The sequence below is a fragment of the Janthinobacterium sp. SUN211 genome, from assembly GCF_030587315.1.
GTDB lineage: Bacteria > Pseudomonadota > Gammaproteobacteria > Burkholderiales > Burkholderiaceae_D > Janthinobacterium > Janthinobacterium kumbetense.
Genome location: NZ_JAPWIC010000005.1, coordinates 511,700 through 531,130 on the forward strand (window position 1 = coordinate 511,700; position 19,431 = coordinate 531,130).

Annotated in this window: 17 protein-coding genes and 1 pseudogene; 11 read left to right on the plus strand and 7 right to left on the minus strand. The window is 63.5% G+C overall.

Features of this window, described 5'->3' with window-relative positions; genetic code table 11:
* Positions 1-2: 2 nt before the first annotated feature.
* Positions 3-1,112 (plus strand): ABC transporter ATP-binding protein, encoded by a 1,110-nt coding sequence (locus tag O3301_RS19700; protein ID WP_305057234.1) that lies wholly within the window; start codon positions 3-5, stop codon positions 1,110-1,112.
* Between the two features lie 70 nt (positions 1,113-1,182).
* Here O3301_RS19700 and O3301_RS19705 read toward each other — a convergent pair whose 3' ends face one another.
* From O3301_RS19705 to O3301_RS19715, 3 genes are all read right to left on the minus strand, one after another.
* A complete protein-coding gene (locus O3301_RS19705; RefSeq protein ID WP_305057235.1) occupies positions 1,183-2,838 on the minus strand; it encodes a ParB-like protein in 1,656 nt (551 codons plus the stop codon).
* Positions 2,839-2,915: 77 nt separating this feature from the next.
* Entirely contained in the window at positions 2,916-3,956 is a 1,041-nt protein-coding gene (locus O3301_RS19710; protein ID WP_305057236.1) for a ParB/Srx family N-terminal domain-containing protein, read from the minus strand.
* An 88-nt stretch (positions 3,957-4,044) separates the two neighbouring features.
* Positions 4,045-4,590 (minus strand): TetR/AcrR family transcriptional regulator, encoded by a 546-nt coding sequence (locus O3301_RS19715; protein ID WP_305057251.1) that lies wholly within the window; start codon positions 4,588-4,590, stop codon positions 4,045-4,047.
* Positions 4,591-4,818: 228 nt separating this feature from the next.
* Between O3301_RS19715 and O3301_RS19720 the strand changes: the two genes are divergently transcribed.
* Positions 4,819-6,198: an MFS transporter gene (locus tag O3301_RS19720; protein WP_305057252.1), complete on the plus strand. Its 1,380-nt coding sequence runs from the start codon at positions 4,819-4,821 to the stop codon at positions 6,196-6,198.
* A 3-nt stretch (positions 6,199-6,201) separates the two neighbouring features.
* On the opposite strand, the gene O3301_RS19725 is transcribed toward O3301_RS19720, so the two are convergent.
* Positions 6,202-7,419: a hypothetical protein gene (locus O3301_RS19725; protein ID WP_305057237.1), complete on the minus strand. Its 1,218-nt coding sequence runs from the start codon at positions 7,417-7,419 to the stop codon at positions 6,202-6,204.
* Positions 7,420-7,659: 240 nt separating this feature from the next.
* Between O3301_RS19725 and O3301_RS19730 the strand changes: the two genes are divergently transcribed.
* Together O3301_RS19730 and O3301_RS19735 are read left to right on the plus strand one after the other, a co-directional pair.
* Positions 7,660-8,034: a type II toxin-antitoxin system RelE/ParE family toxin gene (locus O3301_RS19730; RefSeq protein WP_305057253.1), complete on the plus strand. Its 375-nt coding sequence runs from the start codon at positions 7,660-7,662 to the stop codon at positions 8,032-8,034.
* Entirely contained in the window at positions 7,991-8,329 is a 339-nt protein-coding gene (locus O3301_RS19735) for a DNA-binding protein (protein WP_099664432.1), read from the plus strand. Before O3301_RS19730 ends, O3301_RS19735 begins: the two co-directional genes overlap by 44 nt.
* Positions 8,330-8,342: 13 nt before the next feature.
* Here the strand turns inward: O3301_RS19735 and O3301_RS19740 are convergent, their stop codons facing one another.
* From O3301_RS19740 to O3301_RS19750, 3 genes are read right to left on the minus strand one after another with little or no spacing between them, the layout of a single operon-like run.
* Positions 8,343-9,365, minus strand: a complete 1,023-nt coding sequence (locus O3301_RS19740) for a Gfo/Idh/MocA family oxidoreductase (protein ID WP_289898904.1) — start codon at positions 9,363-9,365, stop codon at positions 8,343-8,345.
* A 28-nt stretch (positions 9,366-9,393) separates the two neighbouring features.
* Entirely contained in the window at positions 9,394-10,380 is a 987-nt protein-coding gene (gene iolG / locus O3301_RS19745; RefSeq protein ID WP_305057254.1) for an inositol 2-dehydrogenase, read from the minus strand.
* Positions 10,373-11,239 carry a MurR/RpiR family transcriptional regulator gene (locus O3301_RS19750; protein WP_034757651.1) on the minus strand — a complete coding sequence of 289 codons (867 nt, stop codon included), beginning with the start codon at positions 11,237-11,239 and terminating at the stop codon, positions 10,373-10,375. The genes iolG and O3301_RS19750 overlap by 8 nt, the downstream gene beginning before the upstream one ends.
* A 251-nt stretch (positions 11,240-11,490) precedes the next feature.
* Between O3301_RS19750 and O3301_RS19755 the strand changes: the two genes are divergently transcribed.
* From O3301_RS19755 to O3301_RS19785, 7 genes and pseudogenes are all read left to right on the plus strand, one after another.
* Positions 11,491-12,537: a sugar ABC transporter substrate-binding protein gene (locus tag O3301_RS19755; RefSeq protein ID WP_251351991.1), complete on the plus strand. Its 1,047-nt coding sequence runs from the start codon at positions 11,491-11,493 to the stop codon at positions 12,535-12,537.
* Between the two features lie 171 nt (positions 12,538-12,708).
* Positions 12,709-13,830, plus strand: a complete 1,122-nt coding sequence (locus O3301_RS19760; protein ID WP_289912220.1) for an ABC transporter permease — start codon at positions 12,709-12,711, stop codon at positions 13,828-13,830.
* 3 nt (positions 13,831-13,833) lie between these two features.
* Positions 13,834-14,619, plus strand: a complete 786-nt coding sequence (locus O3301_RS19765) for an ATP-binding cassette domain-containing protein (RefSeq protein ID WP_251351989.1) — start codon at positions 13,834-13,836, stop codon at positions 14,617-14,619.
* Between the two features lie 8 nt (positions 14,620-14,627).
* The gene (gene iolC, locus O3301_RS19770) at positions 14,628-16,574 is read left to right on the plus strand and encodes a 5-dehydro-2-deoxygluconokinase (protein ID WP_305057238.1); all 1,947 of its coding nucleotides are present in this window, start codon (positions 14,628-14,630) and stop codon (positions 16,572-16,574) included.
* Entirely contained in the window at positions 16,571-18,412 is a 1,842-nt protein-coding gene (gene iolD, locus O3301_RS19775; protein WP_305057239.1) for a 3D-(3,5/4)-trihydroxycyclohexane-1,2-dione acylhydrolase (decyclizing), read from the plus strand. The genes iolC and iolD overlap by 4 nt, the downstream gene beginning before the upstream one ends.
* Positions 18,409-19,323: a myo-inosose-2 dehydratase gene (iolE, locus tag O3301_RS19780; protein ID WP_305057240.1), complete on the plus strand. Its 915-nt coding sequence runs from the start codon at positions 18,409-18,411 to the stop codon at positions 19,321-19,323. The genes iolD and iolE overlap by 4 nt, the downstream gene beginning before the upstream one ends.
* Positions 19,320-19,431, plus strand: a pseudogene (locus tag O3301_RS19785) (5-deoxy-glucuronate isomerase); the annotation flags it as partial. The gene iolE and the pseudogene O3301_RS19785, both read left to right, overlap by 4 nt.

Consider the following 19,431-nt stretch of genomic DNA (forward strand, 5'->3'; position numbering starts at 1 on the left):
ATATGTCCAGTTTATCGATACGCAGCATCCGCAAGGTGTACACGAATGGCGTCGAAGTCCTCAAGGGCATCGACATCGAGATCAAGGATGGCCAGTTCCTGATCCTCGTCGGCGGCTCCGGCTCCGGCAAATCGACCTTGCTCAATATGGTGGCCGGCCTGGAAAGCGTCACCTCGGGCGAAATCCTCATCGACGGCAAGGTGGTCAACGACCTGCCGCCGAAGGACCGCGACATCGCCATGGTGTTCCAGTCGTATGCGCTGTACCCGTCGATGACGGTGCGCGAAAATATCGCGTTCGGCTTGAACGTGAAAAAGGTGCCGAAGGCGGAGCAGGAGGAAATCGTCGCCCGCGTCGCCGAAACCCTGCAGATCACGCATTTGCTGGACCGCCGCCCGGCGCAGCTGTCCGGTGGCCAGCGCCAACGGGTCGCCATGGGCCGCGCCATTTCGCGCAAGCCGTCGCTGTTCCTGTTCGACGAACCGCTGTCGAACCTGGACGCCAAGCTGCGCGTGGAAATGCGCGCCGAGATCAAGCTGCTGCACCAGCGCCTGAAGGCCACCATCGTCTACGTCACGCATGACCAGATCGAGGCGATGACCATGGGCGATTTGATCGCCGTCATGAAGGATGGGGTGGTGCAGCAACTGGGCACGCCGCAGGAAATCTACGACAATCCGGCGAATCTGTTCGTGGCCGGCTTCATCGGTTCGCCATCGATGAACTTCATCACCGTCAAGCCTGTCGTCGAAGGCAACGAGGTGTTTGTCGCCATCGAGAACGCAGGCAAGAGCATGCGCCTGGCCTTGCCGTTCGCCGCTGACAAGCTGCGCAGCTATGCGGGCCGCGACGTGATCCTGGGCGTGCGCCCGGAGCAGATCACGGACATGAGCAGCGCGCACGGCGACGTGGGCCAGGAACTGGGTTGCCTGATCGACCTGGTCGAGCCGACCGGCCCGGATACCCTGCTGACGACGCGCCTGAACGGCGCCGCCGTGACTTGCCGTACGCATCCGCGTGAAGCCGTGCTGCCAGGACAGACGATGCAGCTGTCGTTCAACCTGTCGAAAGCGGCCCTGTTCGATCCGGAGAATGGTGAACGCATCGCGTAAGCGACGTTGCCCATGAAAACGGCCCGCCTGTCAGCTGACAGGCGGGCCGTTGTCGTTTGCGCCGCCGAGATTATTTCGGCAGCGCTTTCTTGTAGGCGATGGAGTAGCTCAGCTTGCCCGTCGGCGTGACCAGGTCGTCCAGCGCCGCCTGGCTGAAGACGCCCGTCCAGCCCAGGGTTTGCGCCGTCACGCCGCGGCTGACGATATCGTTCGCCTTCAGGCCCGCCATCGCCGTCGATGCGCTCTTGATGGTGGCCATGTAGCTGGCAACGTCGCGCGTGTCCGTCTTGGCCAGGTCGATGCCGGGCTGCGTGCGCAGCCAGTCGGCCCAGTAGAATTCGAGGAATTCCGTGGCCGTCGACGGCACCACGTAGCCGGCGTCGCGCGTAAAGTAGACGAGCGAGCGGTACGGGTCGTTACCCAGCGACTTCAAACCGATGGACGCGGGCAGCTGGCTGGTGGCGATGGCCTTGTTGCCGCCATCCTTCAGCCAGACCTTGTTGACCTTCTTCATCTGCGCCCAGAAATCGTATTCACTGAGCTTGCTGAAATTGTCCGTCACCTTGACCCACACTTTCAACTGCAGGTTCTGGCCATTGTCGGCATCCCGGAAGGCGCTGAACGTGTGGTGGCCGTCCGTCAGGTACAGGGTGCCGTTCGGGCCGATGACGACCGTCTTCATGTCGCCCGGCTTGGTGCCCACGGCGGACTTGCACTGGAACGTGGCCGGTGGATTGCTCAGGGTGGCGCCGGCCACGTTGGCCGTCTTGCTCACCACGTCGTCCTGGCCGTTGGCTTCGCACAGTTCGGCGAATTTCTTCGGCTTGTTGGTCTTGGCCATGACCAGGTCTTCCGCGCCGTAGCGGCCCAGCTTGTAGTAGATCTGGTCGTAGCCGACGGCTGGCTGCGTGGGATGCAGTTCGTCGAGCGACACTTGCAGGAAGACGGGCGCCGCATCGGTGCCGGCAACCGTGGCGGCCAGTACTTGCTGGCGCGCGCTGAGCACGGGCGGCGTTTCCAGCACGCTCTTGCCGGTGGCGAGCGGCGCGCCGCCATCGATGATCTGCGCGACGATGCTGCCGCTGGCATTGACGATGTCGATATCCGTGCCGCTCTGTTTCACCTGCAGGTTGTCGAGCAGGACGTCGGCCGGGTCCTTGCTGTTCGGCGTCAGGGCGCCATTGACGAAATCGTAGTTGGCCGCCATGCCCAGGGTTTGCAGGGGCGCCGCCAGGGCCGTGCCCAGCTGCGTCTGCGCCGTTTGCAGTCTGGCCGCATCGATGGCGGCCAGGCTGGCGGGGGACGCGCTTGAGGGGATGCTGCCCAGCAGCTGCATGGCGATGACGGAGGTGAGCGGCGTCAGGTTGACGGCGCTTTCCTTCAGCGACAGCGCGTACAGGGTGGTGCCGCCTGCCGGCGTGACGGAGACGAGGAAGGGAGCCTTCGCCGCGGCAGCCAGGGTGATGGCCACTTTGCCTGTCGCGTCCGTGGTGCCGCTGCCGACGACATTCTTGCCGGCGTCGAGCACGGAGACGGAAGCATTCGCCACGGCCTTGCCGGTGGCTGCAACCACGTTCAGGATGCGTGCCGGGGTGACGGGGTTCACCGGGGCGACGGGCGCCGTGGTGTCGCGATAGTCTGTGCCGCCACAGGCGGCCAGGCTGGCGCCCAGTGCGAGGGCGATGGCAATCGATAAGGTACTGCGGCGGATGCTGTGCTTGTACATGGTGTCCCGTGATGTCGGCCTGAAAAGTGCCGACATGCTAGCGGGCGCAGATGTCAGGATGATGACACGCCTGGATGTTACTGACGCAGCAGCGACTTGCGGTAGTCGATGGCGTAGCCCAGCTTGCCCTTGTCTTCGGTCAGCTCGTCGAACGCTGCATGGTCGATTTCGCGCAGCGCGCCAAGGTCCGCCGCGCGCTTGCCGCCGCTGACGAGCTCCGCCGGTTGCAGCGCCGCCATCGCCTGCGCCGCCAGCAGGATGATGCTGGCATACGCGACGGGATCAAGCAGGTCGACACGCGCCAGATCCAGCGCCGGTTTGCGGCGCAGCCAGTCGGCCCAGTAGAATTCGAGAAATTCCGTAGCCTGGCCGGGCGGCTTGTAGCCGATCCCGCGCGTGAAGTACACGAGCGAGCGGTAGGGATCGTCGCCCAGGGATGCGAGGCCGATGGCGGATGGCAACTGCTGCGGCGTGATGGCCTGGTTCCGGCCGTTTTTCAGCCATACCTTGTTTTCCGCGCGCATGCGGGCCCAGAAGGCCGTTTCGCCCAGCGCGCTGAAATTGTCGCTGACCTTGACCCACACCTTGAGTTGGTGGTTGCGCCCGCCATCGGCATCCCAGAAAGTGGAAAACGTGTGGTGGCCATCGGTGAGGTATACCGTGCCGCGCGGCCCGATGACGACAGTCTTCATGTCGTCGGGACGGCTGCCCACGGCTGCCTTGCAGCGGTAGCCGGGCGGTGGCGTGGCCAGCGTGGCGCCGGCCACATTGGCCGTGCCGGGCAAGACGTCGCCCTGGCCATTGGCTTCGCACAGGTCGGCGAATTTCTTTGGCTTGGCGATGTCGGCGATATGTTTTTCTTCGGTCGCATAGCGTCCCAGCTTGTAGTACACCTGATCGTAGCCGATGGCCGGCTGGGTGGGATGCAGTTCATCGAGGCGCACCTGCAGAATGCGCGGATGGGCGGCGCTGCCCGTGACGGTCGCCATCAGCGCCTGCTGGCGCGCACTGAGGGCGGGCGCGACGGCGGCATCGCGGGCCAGTGCCGGCGGCAGGAAGGCTGCAAGGCAGGCCAGGGCCAGCAGCAGGGCGGGGATGCGGGAGAGAATCCGGTTCATTGCCTGTGTCTCCAATCGATACAGTATGGATGACGTCAGGCGCCGTGCCTTGATGCCGCGCAGGAGTGGCTCACATCGCTGCGCGCCGTCAGCGGCCCAGCATGCGCAGGCAGGCGTCGGCCACGTCGGCGGCGAAGGCGCTGCTGTCCTGTAACTGCGCGGCGATGGCGTCGTCCGTCACGCCATGCACGGCCGAGTAAATCATCAGGGCCGCCAGGCGCGGCTGCGGCAAAGGCCAGGTGCCGGCCGCCGCGCCGCCCGCCAGGATGGCGCCCAGCTGGGCCAGGATGGCATTCTTGTCGGGATTGTCCGCAGAATCGATGCCGATGCTGCGCCGGTGGCTCGTGTAGACGATGTCGTGCAATTGCCAGGTGCGCAGGTAAGTGGCCACATTCGCCTGCACCCACGCGCGCAGCCGGCCTTCCCAGTCGCCGGGCATGCACAGGTCGACGGCCGTTTCCAGGCTGGCCAGGAAGTGCTGCGTATAGCGTCCGGCCAGCGCCGCCAGCATCTCGTGCTTGGACGGAAAATAGTGATAGAACGTGCCTTTCGCCACGCCGGCCAGGGTGGTGATGTCGCTGACGGTGGTCGCTTCCACGCCCTTGTCGAGAAACAGGCGCTCGGCGGCGGCCATCAATTCATCGAGGCGCACTTCGGCAGGCTTGGTGCGCGGGCGAACGGGGGCCGGCGCGGCGGCGGCATCGGGCAGGGCGGGGTTGGCGTGTCGTGTCGTGGTCATGCGCCCAGTATAAGTGAAGCGCGGGCGTCGCCCAAGCGTCTGCGTGCACACGATTAGTTTTTAATTGACTGACGGTCAGTCGATGATTATGATGGAGGCGAACTCATGAATTGGAGACACGCCATGCAGCGCTATCGCCGCGCGGCCCTGGTGGCCGCCGCCTACCTGGGCACCTTTCTCGCCTCGCTCGATATCAGCATCGTCAACGTGGCTTTGCCTACCTTGCAAACGGCGCTGGCGACGGATATGGCGGGCTTGCAGTGGGTGGTCAACGCGTATGCGCTGTGCCTGTCGGCCTGCATGCTGTCGGCCGGTCCGCTGGGCGACCGGCATGGGCACAAGCGCATCTGGCTGCTGGGCGTGGCCCTGTTTACGGCCGGTTCGCTGCTGTGCGCGCTGGCCGCCAGCCTGCCGCTATTGCTGACGGGCCGTGCCGTGCAGGGCGTCGCGGGCGCCTTGCTGATTCCGGGCGCGATGCCGATATTGAGCCACGCGTTTCCCGACCCGCGCGAACGGGCGCACGTGATCGGCGGCTGGTCGGCCTTCAGCGCGTTGGCGCTGATCCTGGGACCGCTGCTGGGCGGCATGCTGCTGGAGGCCACGGGCTGGCAAAGCATCTTCCTGATCAACCTGCCGCTGGGCGTGCTGGCCGTGCTGCTGGGCGCCTGGGGCATGACGGAACGCCATTACCGGGAACAGGCGGCGCTGGACCGGACGGGGCAGGTGCTCAGCATCGTCTGGCTCGGTGCGCTCACCTACGGCTTGATCGCGCTGGGCGAGGTGAACGGACCGGGCGGCATGGCTGCCTGGCCATCGCTGGGTGTGGCGCTGCTGGCTTTCGTCGCCTTCCTGGCTGTCGAAGCGCGCGCGCCACGTCCCCTGTTGCCCTTGCGGCTGTTTTGCGACCGGACCTTTGCGTTGATCAACCTGGCGTCGCTGGTGCTGGGGTTTGCCTGCTACAGCAGCCTGTTCTTTTTCTCGCTGTACCTGCAGCAAATCCAGGGCTGGCCGGCGGGCGCCAGCGGCTGGCGCATGTTGCCGCAGTTCGCGGCCATGGGCGTCGTTTCCCTCTGCTTCGGCCGCCTCAGCCGCCATTTGTCGTTGCGGCGAATGATGCTGGGCGGCTATGTGCTGGCGGGCCTGGTGCTGCTGGCGACGACGACCTTGGCGCCGCGGACGCCCTACGCCATCGTCGGCAGCCTGTTCGGCCTGCTGGGCCTGGCGATGGGCCTGGCCGTGCCGGCCACCGGTTTGCTGGTGATGGCATCCGTGCGCGGCGAGCAAGCCGCCATGGCTTCTGCCATCATGAATGCCTTGCGCCAGGCGGGCATGACCCTGGGCGTGGCCGTGCTGGGCAGCGTGATGAGCTTGCGCGCCGCCGCTTTGCTGGAGCGGGCGGGGCAGGTTGCCGCGCTGGCCGCCGGTTTTCAGCTGGCCATGCTGCTGGCGGGGCTGGCGTGCCTGGCCGTGGCCTTGCCACTGTACTGGCTGCCGCCGAAGTAAGGCTTATGCCTGCAAATGGCTGGGCACGCGCGGCGACGACATCAGGTCGCGGAACGCGGCCCAGTGCTCGGCGCGCGTCGCACCCTGGCGCTCGACATAGGCTTTCGCCATGTCCTGGCCCAGGTTGTAATTGATGACGTACGCGCCCATGGCGTCGTAGAACTGCAGGCGCTGCGCGGATTTTTCGGCCGGGTACAGGCGCACGTTGACCAGCCATTCCAGCGCTTGCTCGCGGGTCAGGCTGCCTTCGAGGTACTGGCGCGCGATGTCGTTGTCGGCGTAGCCGAGTTTGGCCAGCAACTGGTTCAGCTGTGCGTAGCGGGGCGCCAGCACCGGATCGAGGCCGGCCAGCGGGTACAGCACCTGCTGTTCGAATGCCAGCCGTTCTGCATCGGTAAAGCTCAGTTCGATGCCGTAATTGGCCGTGCCTTCGGCGATCAACGATTGCGGCGAGTACAGCGGATAGATGCAGTATTCCATCCAGCCCTTGCCGCGCACCAGGTCGCGCTCGAGCAGCACGTTGTAGACGTGGTGACCGGGATACGCTTCGTGGCAGCCGAGATCGACCGCGCGGTCGATATACACGGGCAAGTCGGTATTGATCTGGATCACGCTCTGGTAGTTACCCTTGTACCAGTTGTAGCCGCTCCACGGTTTGTCGGTGACGAATTCCAGCACGAAATCCTCGCCTTCGGGCAGGGCGATGTATTGCAAGGTGCGTTTGCGGCCCGCGCGGATGGCCGCATCCATGACGGCGCGCAGCTTGTCGGCGGGAATGATGAGTTGCGCGCGCAAGGCGTTGACCCGGTCGCTGACCGTGCCGTCGCCAGGCAGCAGGGCGTCGATCTGCGCCACCAGTTCTGCGTAATATGCGCGGCTGTGGTGGGGCGAGACGGCGTCGTACAGGCGCGCGCTTTCCGTGTCGAAATCCAGGCGTGTGCCTTGCAGCATGTCCGCCTTGGCCAGCACGGCTTGCAACTGCTTGCGCAGGTTGAGGGCGCGCAGGCAGGAGGCGTCAGCCAGCAGGGCCAGCGCCGCGTTTGCGCCATCCTTGATATCGCTCAAACTCTGCGGCTGTTTGACCGCTGCTGCCTGCCACGCAGGCGGGCCGTAATACGCGTCGACATACGAGGCATCGTGCTGGCCCATGGCCAGGACCAGCTTGACGTAGCGTTCGGCCACGTCGGTGAGGGAAGGGGAGTTGCTGTCGTTGTTGGTCATGGAGGCAGGGTTCTTCACGGTTGGACAGCGCTTATTGTATAGCGCAATCAGCCAGACGTGAGGCACGGTCGGGCGACATCATTTCCCTATAACAATGAGCGAAAGGCATCTTGATGTAGCTCAGTGAACCTGGCATTCGTGGCCTGTGTGAGTGGGTTTGGTAGCAAGATGGCGTGGTCTTCTTTTTTACATGTACACGTGATTTTCTCCTTGATCTTTCTTCGTTTATGGACGAATATGATGTATGAGATCCGGCACTACCTGACGTCATCGGGCAGGGATTTATATACGGAATGGCTGAAGCGCCAGCGCGACAACACGGCCAGGGTGGCCATCGTGCGCCGCGTGTTGCGTATGATTCCTGGCAATTTTGGCGACCACAAGCTTTGCCACGACGGCGTGTGGGAGTTGCGCATCGATGTGGGGGCCGGCTACCGTATCTACTATGCCATTGCCGGCGAACAGATCATTTTATTGCTGTGCGGTGGCGACAAGCGCACGCAACCGAAAGATATCGAGTACGCCTGTGCCTGCTGGCACGACTGGAAGGAGAGGGGACATGAGAGAGAACATGAACGAGGACATCCGCAAACCACCAAGAGACCGCTCGCATGACGAAGCGATGGCTGAGCTGTACCGCGACGATCCCGCCTTCGCCCTGGAATTGATCAACAATATCCTCGTCGATGGCGACCATGGCGAACTGCTGGCCGTGCTGCGCCAGCTGACGCGCGCCTTTGGCGGCGTGCCGGCCGTGGCGCAGGCTGCCAAGCTCAACCCTACCCAGCTGTACCGCACCCTGTCGCCTGAAGGCAATCCCTCGCTGAGCACCTTGACGGCCATCCTCGACGCCATGGGCTTGCGGCTGGCCGTGGAACCCAAGCAACCGTTTCCTGCACCGGCTGCCTGAGTCCACTGGCAGCTTAAAACTCGACGGGCCGCGCTTCGCGCATCGCTTGCGTCATGGCCAGGCCGATGCGCGTCGCTTCCGTCGCGTCGTGCAAGGTCAGCGACAGGGTGCGCCGGCCCAGCGCCGCATCCGTAAACTCCTGCGCCTCGATCAAAAAGGCGTCGGCGAAGCGGGCATAGAAGTCCGGCGTGCATTCATTGCGCACGCCATGCGCATCCGAAATTTCCACCCTGTTCAGGCGCGGATTGCTGCCCACGGCCAGGCGGCCGCCTGTGCCGAACACTTCCGTCAGGGTTTCATGGCCATGCGCCATGGTGCGCGACGCCATGAAGCTGGCCATGCTGCCATCGCTAAACTCCACCGTTGCCAAGCCGTTGTCGACGTCGCCAAACGCTTGCAAGCCCGTGTGGATGGCGTTGGTGCCGCTGGCGTACACGCGTTTGGGCACGGGATTGCCCAGCAGCCAGCGCGCCAGGTCGATATCGTGCACGCTGCAATCGAGGAAGATGCCGCCGCTGGTGGGGGCGAAGCGCATGAAGGCGCCGCTGGGGTCGTTCTGGTCGCAGGTTTGCGAACGCACCAGATACGGCTTGCCGATGAGGCCTTGCGCGATTTTTTGCTGCGCGTCATGGTAGCTGGCGTCGAAGCGGCGCACGAAGCCGATCATGATGGTCAGCTGCGGGTGGCGTGCCGCTTCCGCTTCCACCTTCAGGCAATCGGCCAGGTCCAGCGACAGCGGTTTTTCGCAAAATACGTGCTTGCCGGCGCGCAGGGCGGCGATGATCTGGTCCGCGTGCAGCGAGGTGGGCGTGACGAGGAAGACGGCGTCCAGGCCCGGGTGGGCCAGCAGGGCGTCGTAATCCGCATAAACATTGGTGATGCCGAGCGTGCTGGCGGCCCAGTCCAGTTCGGCTTGCACAGGACTGCAGGCGGCCACGACCTCGGCATTCGGCACGCGCTGCGCCAGGTTGATGGCGTGGCGCTGGCCCAGCCGGCCCAGGCCGACGATGCCGACTTTTAATGTTGGGGATGACATGGTGTCTCCAGATATTTTTATTATTGGTTTATAAAGTGACCACGCGCTGTTCGCGCCACGACAAGGTGGCCGCCTCGGCCAGTTCCAGTGCCTTCAAGCCATCGTGGACGGTGGTGCGCAGCGGCGTGCCGTGGGTGAGGGCGTCAAAGAAGTGCGCCATTTCCTGCGCGTAGGCCACGCGATAACGTTCCAGGAAAAAATCTTCCGGCCTGTCCACGCTGACGTTCACTGAGCCATAGGCCGTCACTTCCGTCGGCTTGTGGTTGCCCGCCTGCAGCATGCCGGCGCTGCCCAGCACTTCGAAGCGCTGGTCGTAGCCGTAGGCGGCGCGGCGCGAGGCATTGATCTGGCACAAACGTCCTTTCGCCGTGCGGATGGTGACGACGGCCGTGTCCAGGTCGCCAGCCTCGCCGATGGCGGGGTCGACGAGGCAGCTGCCCGTGGCGTGCACGCTGATGGCTTCATCGTCGAGTATCCAGCGGAAAATGTCGAAATCGTGGATCAGCATATCCTTGAAGATGCCGCCCGAGACCTTGATGTAGCTCACGGGCGGCGGGCCGGGATCGCGGCTGGTGACCACCAGCAACTCCGGCGTGCCGATCTCGCCCGCTTCGATGCGTGTCTTGACGGCATTGAAAGTCGGGTCGTAGCGGCGCTGGAAACCCAGCATGCACAACACCTTCGCTTCCTTGACGGCGGCGGCGCAGGCGCGCGCCCGGGCTATCGTCAGGTCGACGGGTTTTTCGCAAAAGATGGCCTTGCCGGCGGCGGCCGAGCGCAGGATCAGGTCCGCGTGCGTATCCGTGCTGGAAGCGATGACGACTGCCTTGATGGCCGGGTCGGCCAGCGCCGCTTCGACAGTCGCGCTGCTGCCGCCGTGCAAGCCGGCAAGGGCGGCGGCCGCTTCCTGGTTGACGTCGACCACGTACTTGAACTGCACGCCGGGTTGGGCAGCCAGGTTGGCCGCGTGGATTTTGCCGATGCGTCCGGCGCCGAACAACGCTACTTCAATCATCATGTTCTCCTGGGGTGTGGATTTCTTCGATGTCGAGCTCTAATTTGTATGCCAGCGCGATGAACAGCGCCTGGCACAGGCAGATGGTGCTGGTCAGCGAGCGGAAGGCGAAGGCGCTGCCCTCGGTGACGGTGAGCAGCGCGTCGGCGGCCCGCGCGAGCGGGGCCAGTTTGCTGTCGGTAATCACCAGGACTTTGGCGCCCTTGTCTTGCGCCGCCTTGATGCACTGCTGGGTTTCCTTGCCGTAAGGCGAGAAACTGATGGCGATCGCCACATCGCGTTCGCGCACGCTGCGCATCTGTTCGCGGTGCATGCCGCCCAGTCCGCTAATCAGGTGCACGCGCTTGTCCGTGTGTTCCAGCGCATAGGCGATGTAGGAGGCGATCGGAAAGGACCGGCGCACGCCGATCACATAGATGTTTTCTGCTTTTAACAGCAGGTTGACGGCCGCTTCCAGCTGCGCGTCGTCGAGGCCGGCCGCCAGGTCGTCGAGGCCGGCGCGGCTGGCGCCGACGAATTCGCGCGTCAGGTCGCCTGCGCTGAGGGCGGCGTCGCGCGTGGAAATGAGCTTGCGGATGCGCTGCTGGTAGTCGGGCGTGGCGCCGGCCTGGTCCGTGTACGCCTGGCGGAACACGTCCTGCATTTCCGAAAAGCCCGTATAGCCGAAGCGCTGCGCGAAGCGCACGATGGCGGACGGCTGCACATCGCAGGCGGCCGCGATGTCGCTGATGCGTTCGAGCATCAGGCTGGCGCGGTGCTTTTCAATGTATTGCGCGATGACTTTCAGCTGGCGCGACAGGTTGTCGTACTCGGCGGCAATGTGCTGCATCAGCTGTTCGATGGGGGCGGTGGCTGCCATGGTGTTTTCCTCGGTTGCTTGCTGGGCCGCGCAACATGACTGCGACGGCTGGTTCTGGCGAGAATTATAGGAGTGAATCAAGAAAATAGAAATGATTTTCTATTTATATTTATTTTGAAAATTTTATTGCATTTGTCTTTTTTGTGGCCTAAGCTGTGCGCAGTGCATCGGGTCTTGCCGGTTTTCCGGCTCCCCGCTGACACGCGACAAAAGCTGGCAACTATAAAAATTAATCCTTCAAGGAGACATTCATGCAAAGCAATAAGCGTAAGGGATTTCTGAAGCACCTGGCCGTGCTGGGCCTTGGCCTGGGACTGGGTCTGGGCATGAGCGCCAGCCACGCGGCAGGCGAGAAATTCGTGCTGATCAGCCATGCGCCCGATTCCGATTCCTGGTGGAATACGATTAAAAATTCCGTCAAGCAAGCAGGCGAAGACTTCAATGTCACCGTCGATTACCGCAATCCACCGAACGGCGACCTGGCCGACATGGCGCGCCTGGTCGAGCAATCGGCTGCCCGCAACTACGACGGCGTGATCGTCAGCATCGCCGACTTCAGCGTGCTGCAAAAACCGCTGGGCCTTGTTGCTGCCAAGAAGATTCCGTTTGTCACGATCAATTCGGGCACCCTGACGCAAAGCGAGCAGCTGGGCGCCGTGATGCACGTGGGCCAGCCTGAATACGAGGCAGGCAAGGGCGCCGGCGAAAAAGCCAAGGCGGCCGGCATCAAGTCCTTCGTTTGCGTCAACCACTACGCGACGAATCCGTCGTCATTCGAGCGCTGCCGCGGCTTTGCCGAAGCCATCGGCGTCGATTTCAAGGCTGCCACCCTGGATGCGGGCGAAGATCCGACCACCATCGAAAGCAAGTTGAGCGCCTACCTGCGCAACAACCCGAAAACCCAGGCCGTGCTGGCGCTGGGCCCCACCTCGGCCCACGCTTCGCTGAAGGCCCTGGAAAAAATGGGTTTGAAGGGCAAGATGTGGTTCGCCACGTTCGACCTGTCCGATGAAATCTCGAAGGGCATCAAGGATGGCAGCATCCAGTTCGCCATCGACCAGCAACCTTACCTGCAAGGCTATATTCCCGTTGCCGTGCTGGCCATCATGAAGCAGGACAAGACCACGGACCTGGCCAAGGTACGCGAAAAGCTGATCAATAACGCCAAGTTCAAGGCGCGCCTGGCCGAGTACGGCCTGGCACCATCGTATGGCCCGCGCCATATCGGTTCCGGTCCTGGTTATGTCACCAAGGACAATATCGGCAAGGTAGAGAAATACGCCGGCCAGTTCCGTTAAGCACCCGCTTTTCAGTTCAATCAAGACCTTAGTCGCTGTCCCCGCGCGCAGGCCATGCTTGCCGGCGCGCGGGTCCTGCCGCCCTGGAATTGCTGTCGAGGCTGGTAGGTTGCTATAAAACAAGGGAGACATAGCATGAGTACCGTGAAATTAAGCGTGGAGCAGGGTGGCATGGCCGCCTCGGGCACGCCGCCGCAAAAGCAGGGCGTTGATGAGCGCGTGGGGCAGGTCAGCTGGCTCAAGCGGCTGTTCAGCCGCCCGGAATTCGCCTCGATCTCGGGCGCCATCCTGGTGTTCGCCTTCTTTATCCTGACGGCCGGCGACTCCGGCATGTTCAACCTCGACGGCGTGATCAACTGGGCGCAAGTGGCCGCCTACCTGGGCATCATCGCCATCGGCGCCTGCGTATTGATGATCGCCGGCGAATTCGACCTGTCGATCGGCTCCATGATCGGCTTTGCCGGCATGATGATCGCCATCCCTTCCGTCTACTTCCACTGGCCCGTGTGGGCCGCCATCCTGTTCGCCTTTGCCGGTTCGATGGCGCTGGGCTGGCTCAACGGCTACCTGGTCATCAAGACGCGCTTGCCTTCGTTTATCGTTACCCTGGCCTTCCTGTTCATCCTGCGCGGCCTGACCCTGGCCCTGTCCATCATGTTTGCCAACCGCACCATCGTCAGCGGCATCGGCGCGCTGGCCGCCGACGACTGGCTGGCCATGACCCTGTTCCATGGCGAAGTGGGCACGTCGCTGTTCGCCTGGATGGCCAAGGCGGGCTGGATCACGGCGCTCGACAATGGCGCGCCGCTGGTCAAGGGCATCCCCAAGGTCATCGTCTGGTGGGCCGGCCTGGCGCTGGTGTCCGGCTTCGTCCTGGCCCGCACCCGCATCGGCAACTGGATCTTCGCCGTCGGCGGCGACGCCAACGCGGCCAAGAACGTGGGCGTGCCCGTGAAAACCATCAAGGTATCGCTGTTTGTCTTCACGGCGTTCTGCGCCTGCCTGTTTGCCACGCTGCAAGTATTTGACGTGGGTTCGGCTGCCGCCGACCGCGGCATGCAAAAGGAATTCGAAGCCATCATCGCGGCCGTCATCGGCGGCGCCTTGCTGACGGGCGGCTACGGTTCCGTCGTCGGCGCCTGCTTCGGCGCGCTGATCTTCGGGGTGGTGCAGATCGGCATTACTTATACCAATATCAATTCGGACTGGTTCCGCGTCTTCCTCGGCGTCATGCTGTTGATCGCGGTACTGTTCAACAACTTTGTCCGTGCCCGTGTCACGGAAGCGAGATAAGTCATGAGCGAATACATCCTTGCGCTGGAAAACATCAGCAAACGTTTCGGCTCCGTCATCGCCCTGCAAAACGTCACCCTGCGCCTGAAACCGGGCGAAGTGCATTGCCTGCTCGGTGACAATGGCGCCGGCAAGTCGACCCTGATCAAGACCTTGGCCGGCGTGCACCGGCCCACCAGCGGCGAGTATCTGGTTGACGGCAAGCCCGTCAGCTTCAATTCGCCGAAGGAAGCGCTCGACCTGGGCGTGGCCACCGTCTACCAGGACCTGGCGCTGGTGCCATTGCTGTCCGTGGCGCGCAATTTCTTCATGGGCCGCGAACCGATCCGGAAAATGTTTGGCGTGCTGCCCGTGATGGATATGGAGTACGCAGCTACCACGGCGCGCGACAAGCTGGCCGAAATGGGCATCATGGTGCGCGACCCGCACCAGGCCGTGGGTACCATGTCGGGCGGCGAGCGGCAATGCCTGGCCATTGCCCGCGCCATCCACTTCGGCGCGCGCGTGCTGATCCTCGATGAGCCGACGGCGGCCTTGGGCGTGAAACAGTCGTTCAATGTGTTGAAATTGATCTACAAGGCGCGCGAACGGGGCTTGTCCGTGATCTTTATTACCCACAATGTGCACCATGCCTACCCCGTGGGCGACTCGTTCACGCTCTTGAACCGGGGCAAATCGCTGGGCACTTACACCAAGGAAACTGTTTCCAAGGATGAAGTACTCGACATGATGGCGGGCGGTGCGGAAATGCAAACGCTGATGAGTGAACTCGACGGTGTCACGATTTAAGGATAACCATGAATAACCCGACACAATTTGCCCAGGGCCGCGCGCTGGACGTCATCTGCCTGGGCCGCCTTGCGGTGGACCTGTACGCGCAGCAGATCGGCAGCACCCTGGAAGACGCGACCAGTTTCGCCAAGTACCTGGGCGGCTCGTCGGCGAATATCGCCTTCGGCACGGCCCGTTTGGGTTTGAAGTCCGCCATGCTGTCGAAAGTGGGCGACGACCACATGGGGCGTTTCTTGACGGACACCTTGGCGAAAGAGGGTTGCGACGTCAGCCATGTCGGCATCGACCACGACCGCCTGACGGCCCTCGTCATGCTGGGCATCAAGGATAAAAACACGTTTCCCCTGATTTTCTACCGTGAAAATTGCGCCGACATGGCCATCGAGCCATCCGCCGTCGACGCCGCCTTCATCGCTTCCAGCAAGGCCCTCTTGATCACCGGCACGCATTTTTCGACGGCTGCCATGCACGCCGTCAGCACGCAGGCCCTGAACTTGGCGCGCGCCAATAACGTGCGCACCGTGCTCGACATCGATTACCGGCCGGTGCTGTGGGGACTCTCCGGCAAGGCGGACGGCGAAACGCGCTTCGTTTCCAACGACGGCGTGACGCGCCACCTGCAGGCGATCCTGCCGCAATTTGATTTGATCGTCGGCACGGAAGAGGAATTCATGATCGCCGGCGGCGGTGCCGACATCATGGCGTCTCTGCGCGCCGTGCGGGCCGTTACCCTGGCCACCTTGGTCGTCAAGCGGGGCCCGCTGGGCAGCGCCGTCATCGACAGCGTGGTGCCGCACAGCCTGGACGATGCGTATAACTACCGCGGCGTGCGCGTGGAAGTGCTGAACGTGCTGGGCGCGGGCGACGCGTTTCTCTCGGGATTCCTGAAAGGCTGGCTGCGCGGCGAGGATTACGAGGCGTGCTGCCGCTATGCAAATGGCTGCGGCGCCCTCGTCGTGTCGCGCCACGGCTGCGCGCCGGCCATGCCGTCGCCCATCGAGCTCGACTATTTCCTCGCCAATGCGGCGAAACTGACGCAACCGGACCCGGACGCCACCTTGTCGCGCCTGCACCGCACGACGGTGGCGCGCAAGGAGTGGAATGAACTGTGCGTGTTTGCCTTCGATCACCGCACGCAATTCTTTGAGCTGGCGCAACAGGCAGGCGCGCCCGAATCGGCTATTTGCGCCCTGAAGCAACTGATGGTGCAAGCCGTGGCGCAGACGGAAGCGGCCTTGCAACTGGCTGGCAAGACGGGCGTGCTGATCGATGGACGCTATGGCGTCGACGCGCTCAACGATGCGACGGGGCGCGGCTGGTGGATCGGCCGTCCCGTGGAATTGCCCGGTTCCAATCCGCTGCAATTCGACTGGGGCCGCTCCATCGGTTCGCACCTGCTCAGCTGGCCCAAGGAACACGTGATCAAGTGCCTGGTGCAGTTGCATCCGGACGATACCGTGGAAAACCGATTGGAACAGGAAGCGCAGATCAAGGCCCTGTATGACGCGGCGCAAGTGAGCGGTCACGAACTGTTGTTGGAAGTCATACCGTCGGAATCCTTGCCGCACGGCGACGACACGGTCTTGCGCGCCGTCAAGCGCCTGTACAACCTGGGCATTTACCCGGAATGGTGGAAGCTGGAAAGCATGTCAGCCCAGCAATGGCAAGCCATCGATGCCCTCGTGCACGAGCGCGATCCGTATTGCCGTGGCGTCGTCCTGCTGGGCTTGAACGCGCCGATTGCCGCCCTGGCCGCCAGTTTTGAACAAGCCAGTGCCAGCACGACGTGCCGCGGCTTCATGGTGGGCCGCACCATCTTCCAGGAACCGAGCCGCCGCTGGCTGGCGGGCGAACTCGACGATGCGGGCTTGATCGCCGCCGTGCGCGCCAACTTCGAACAGCTGATTGCCCTGTGGCAGCGCACGCGCAACCGCCTGGAGCGTGCCGCATGAAGACGACGATCCGCTTGACCATGGCCCAGGCTTTAGTCCGCTACCTGGCCGCCTTGCGCGCGGAAGAGGGCGATGGTTCCTTGATCCCCCTGTTCGGCGGCGCCTTCGCCATCTTCGGCCATGGCAACGTGGCGGGCCTGGGCGAGGCGCTGTACCAATACCGGGAATCCTTCCCCACCTACCGCGCGCATAACGAACAGGCGATGGCGCACTCGGCCATTGCGTATGCGAAAGCCCACATGCGCCGGCGCATGCTGGCCGTCACCAGTTCCATCGGCCCGGGCGCCACCAATTTGCTGACGGCCGCCGCGCTGGCCCACGTGAATCGCTTGCCGGTCTTGCTGTTGCCCGGCGACGTGTTCGTCTCGCGCGCGCCGGACCCCGTATTGCAGCAGCTGGAAGACGCCACGGATGGCAGCGTGTCGGTGAATGACGCCTTTAAACCTTTATCGCGCTATTTCGACCGCATCGTGTATCCGGAGCAATTGCTGACGGCCTTGCCGCGCGCCATCGCCGCCTTGACGGACCCGGCCGCCTGCGGTCCCGTCACGTTATCTTTGCCGCAAGACGTGCAAACGATGGCGTATGACTATCCGGCCGACTTTTTCGAGCCGCGCACCGTGCGTTTCCGCGCCGTGCCGCCCGTGGAGCAGGAACTGGAAGAAGCGGCCGCCTTGCTGAAACATGCGAAACAGCCGCTGATCGTGGCCGGCGGCGGCGTGCTGTACGGCAAGGCCGGCGCCGCCTTGCAGGCGTTTGCCGAGCGTCACGGCATTCCCGTGGCGGAAACCCAGGCCGGTAAAAGTTCCCTGCCGTGGGATCATGCGCTGCAGCTGGGCGCCATCGGCGTGACGGGTTCGCCTGCCGCGAACGCGCTGGCGGCGCAGGCGGACGTGGTTCTGGCCATCGGCACGCGCTTGCAGGATTTTACGACGGGCTCGAATTCCCTGTTTGCGCAAGCGCAACTGGTCAGCCTGAACGTCAACGCTTTCGATGCGCTGAAACGCCGTGGCCTGGGCGTGCAGGCGGACGCGACACTTGGTTTGCAGGGCTTGTCGCGGTACTTGCCTAACTGGAACAGCGCGGGCCAGTGGCTGGACCGCGCGCAGCAGGCGGGCCACGCCTGGCGCGCGACGGTGGACACGATTACGGGTCTGCGCGACGTGGCCGGCTTGCCGTATGACGGCGAAGTCATCGGCGCCGTGCAGCGCTCTTCACCGGATTCTACTGTGCGCGACATCGTCGTCTGCGCGGCGGGCACCTTGCCGGCCGAGTTGCACAAACTGTGGCGCACGAGTACACCCGGCGGCTACCACATGGAGTACGGCTATTCGTGCATGGGCTATGAAATCGCCGGCGGCCTGGGCGTCAAGATGGCGAAACCGGATGCCGAGGTTATCGTCATGGTGGGCGACGGCAGTTATTTGATGATGAATTCGGAAATCGCCACCTCCGTCATGCTGGATAAAAAACTCATCATCGTCGTGCTCGACAACCGGGGTTACGGCTGCATCAACCGATTGCAGCAGGCGTGCGGCAACGCGTCATTCAACAATATGTTGCCCGACAGCGCACCCGCCATCGACTTCGCCCTGCATGCACGGTCGCTGGGCGCGCTCTCCGAACACGTGGCCAACATTGCCGAGCTGGAACAGGCGATGCTGCGTGCCCGCGCCGCATCGCGCACCTACTTGATCTGCATCAATACGGACGCCACGCGCACGACCGAGGAGGGCGGTTGCTGGTGGGAAGTGGCCGTGCCCGAAGTCTCGACGCAAGCCGGTGTGCAAGCGGCGCGCGCCCGTTATGAACTTGACCGCCAAGGACAACAAAAATGACTACATGGAATGTGAAGATCGGCATCAACCCGATCTCGTGGATGAACGACGATTTACCCAGCCTGGGCGGCGAAACGCCGCTGGAAACAGCCCTCAAGGAAGGCGCCCAGATCGGCTACGTGGGTTTTGAATTGGGCAACAAGTTTCCCAAGGATGCCCCCGCCCTGAACGCCGTGCTGGGCAAATACAATCTCGCCTGCGTGTCCGGCTGGTATTCGGGACGGCTGGCGCACCGGTCCGTGGAAGAGGAAATTGCCGCCGTCGGGCCGCATCTGCGCTTGCTGGCCGACAGCGGCGCCACCGTCATGGTCTACGGCGAAGTGGCGGACGCCATCCAGGGCGAAGCCCGCCCGTTGTATAAACGTCCGCGCTTCCAGTCGCCGCAGCAATGGCAGGACTATGCCGACAAATTGACGGCGTTTGCGAAACACTTGCTCGACCACGGCGTGCGCCTGGCCTACCACCATCACATGGGCGCCTACGTGGAAACGCCCGCCGACGTGGACCAGTTGATGGCCTTGACGGGGTCGGAAGTCGGCTTGCTGTTCGACACGGGCCACATCACCTTTGCCGGCGGCGACGCGCTGGCGGTCTTGAACAAGCACATCGATCGCATCTGCCACGTGCATTGCAAGGATGTGCGCCCCAACGTGGTGAAGCTGGCGAGAAATGGCCACTGGAGTTTCCTGCAAGCCGTCATCAATGGCGCCTTCAGCGTGCCCGGCGACGGCAGCATCGACTTTCCGGCCATCCTGACGCGCCTGTATTTGCACGGCTACGAGGGCTGGCTGGTGGTGGAAGCGGAGCAAGATCCGGCCGTGGCCCCCAGTTATCAGTATGCCAAGATGGGCCACGATTACCTGGCACGCCTGGTCGACGCGATTCCGCGCTTGAAACGGGAGGCGGCATGAGCCCGCTGCTGGTCAAGGCTAGGGCCGGTTCGGCCATCGTCGAAGTGACGCCAGAGTCGGCCGGCTGGACGCACGTGGGCTTTGCCGCGCACCGTCTGGCGGCAGGCG

Bases quoted from the DNA above. Each gene is read 5' to 3' on its own strand.
- O3301_RS19700 (WP_305057234.1), top strand. From the start codon at position 3: ATGTCCAGTTTATCGATACGCAGCATCCGCAAGGTGTACACGAATGGC.
- O3301_RS19705 (WP_305057235.1), bottom strand. From the start codon at position 2,838: ATGTACAAGCACAGCATCCGCCGCAGTACCTTATCGATTGCCATCGCC.
- O3301_RS19710 (WP_305057236.1), bottom strand. From the start codon at position 3,956: ATGAACCGGATTCTCTCCCGCATCCCCGCCCTGCTGCTGGCCCTGGCC.
- O3301_RS19715 (WP_305057251.1), bottom strand. From the start codon at position 4,590: ATGGCCGCCGCCGAGCGCCTGTTTCTCGACAAGGGCGTGGAAGCGACC.
- O3301_RS19720 (WP_305057252.1), top strand. From the start codon at position 4,819: ATGCAGCGCTATCGCCGCGCGGCCCTGGTGGCCGCCGCCTACCTGGGC.
- O3301_RS19725 (WP_305057237.1), bottom strand. From the start codon at position 7,419: ATGACCAACAACGACAGCAACTCCCCTTCCCTCACCGACGTGGCCGAA.
- O3301_RS19730 (WP_305057253.1), top strand. From the start codon at position 7,660: ATGTATGAGATCCGGCACTACCTGACGTCATCGGGCAGGGATTTATAT.
- O3301_RS19735 (WP_099664432.1), top strand. From the start codon at position 7,991: ATGAACGAGGACATCCGCAAACCACCAAGAGACCGCTCGCATGACGAA.
- O3301_RS19740 (WP_289898904.1), bottom strand. From the start codon at position 9,365: ATGTCATCCCCAACATTAAAAGTCGGCATCGTCGGCCTGGGCCGGCTG.
- iolG (WP_305057254.1), bottom strand. From the start codon at position 10,380: ATGATTGAAGTAGCGTTGTTCGGCGCCGGACGCATCGGCAAAATCCAC.
- O3301_RS19750 (WP_034757651.1), bottom strand. From the start codon at position 11,239: ATGGCAGCCACCGCCCCCATCGAACAGCTGATGCAGCACATTGCCGCC.
- O3301_RS19755 (WP_251351991.1), top strand. From the start codon at position 11,491: ATGCAAAGCAATAAGCGTAAGGGATTTCTGAAGCACCTGGCCGTGCTG.
- O3301_RS19760 (WP_289912220.1), top strand. From the start codon at position 12,709: ATGGCCGCCTCGGGCACGCCGCCGCAAAAGCAGGGCGTTGATGAGCGC.
- O3301_RS19765 (WP_251351989.1), top strand. From the start codon at position 13,834: ATGAGCGAATACATCCTTGCGCTGGAAAACATCAGCAAACGTTTCGGC.
- iolC (WP_305057238.1), top strand. From the start codon at position 14,628: ATGAATAACCCGACACAATTTGCCCAGGGCCGCGCGCTGGACGTCATC.
- iolD (WP_305057239.1), top strand. From the start codon at position 16,571: ATGAAGACGACGATCCGCTTGACCATGGCCCAGGCTTTAGTCCGCTAC.
- iolE (WP_305057240.1), top strand. From the start codon at position 18,409: ATGACTACATGGAATGTGAAGATCGGCATCAACCCGATCTCGTGGATG.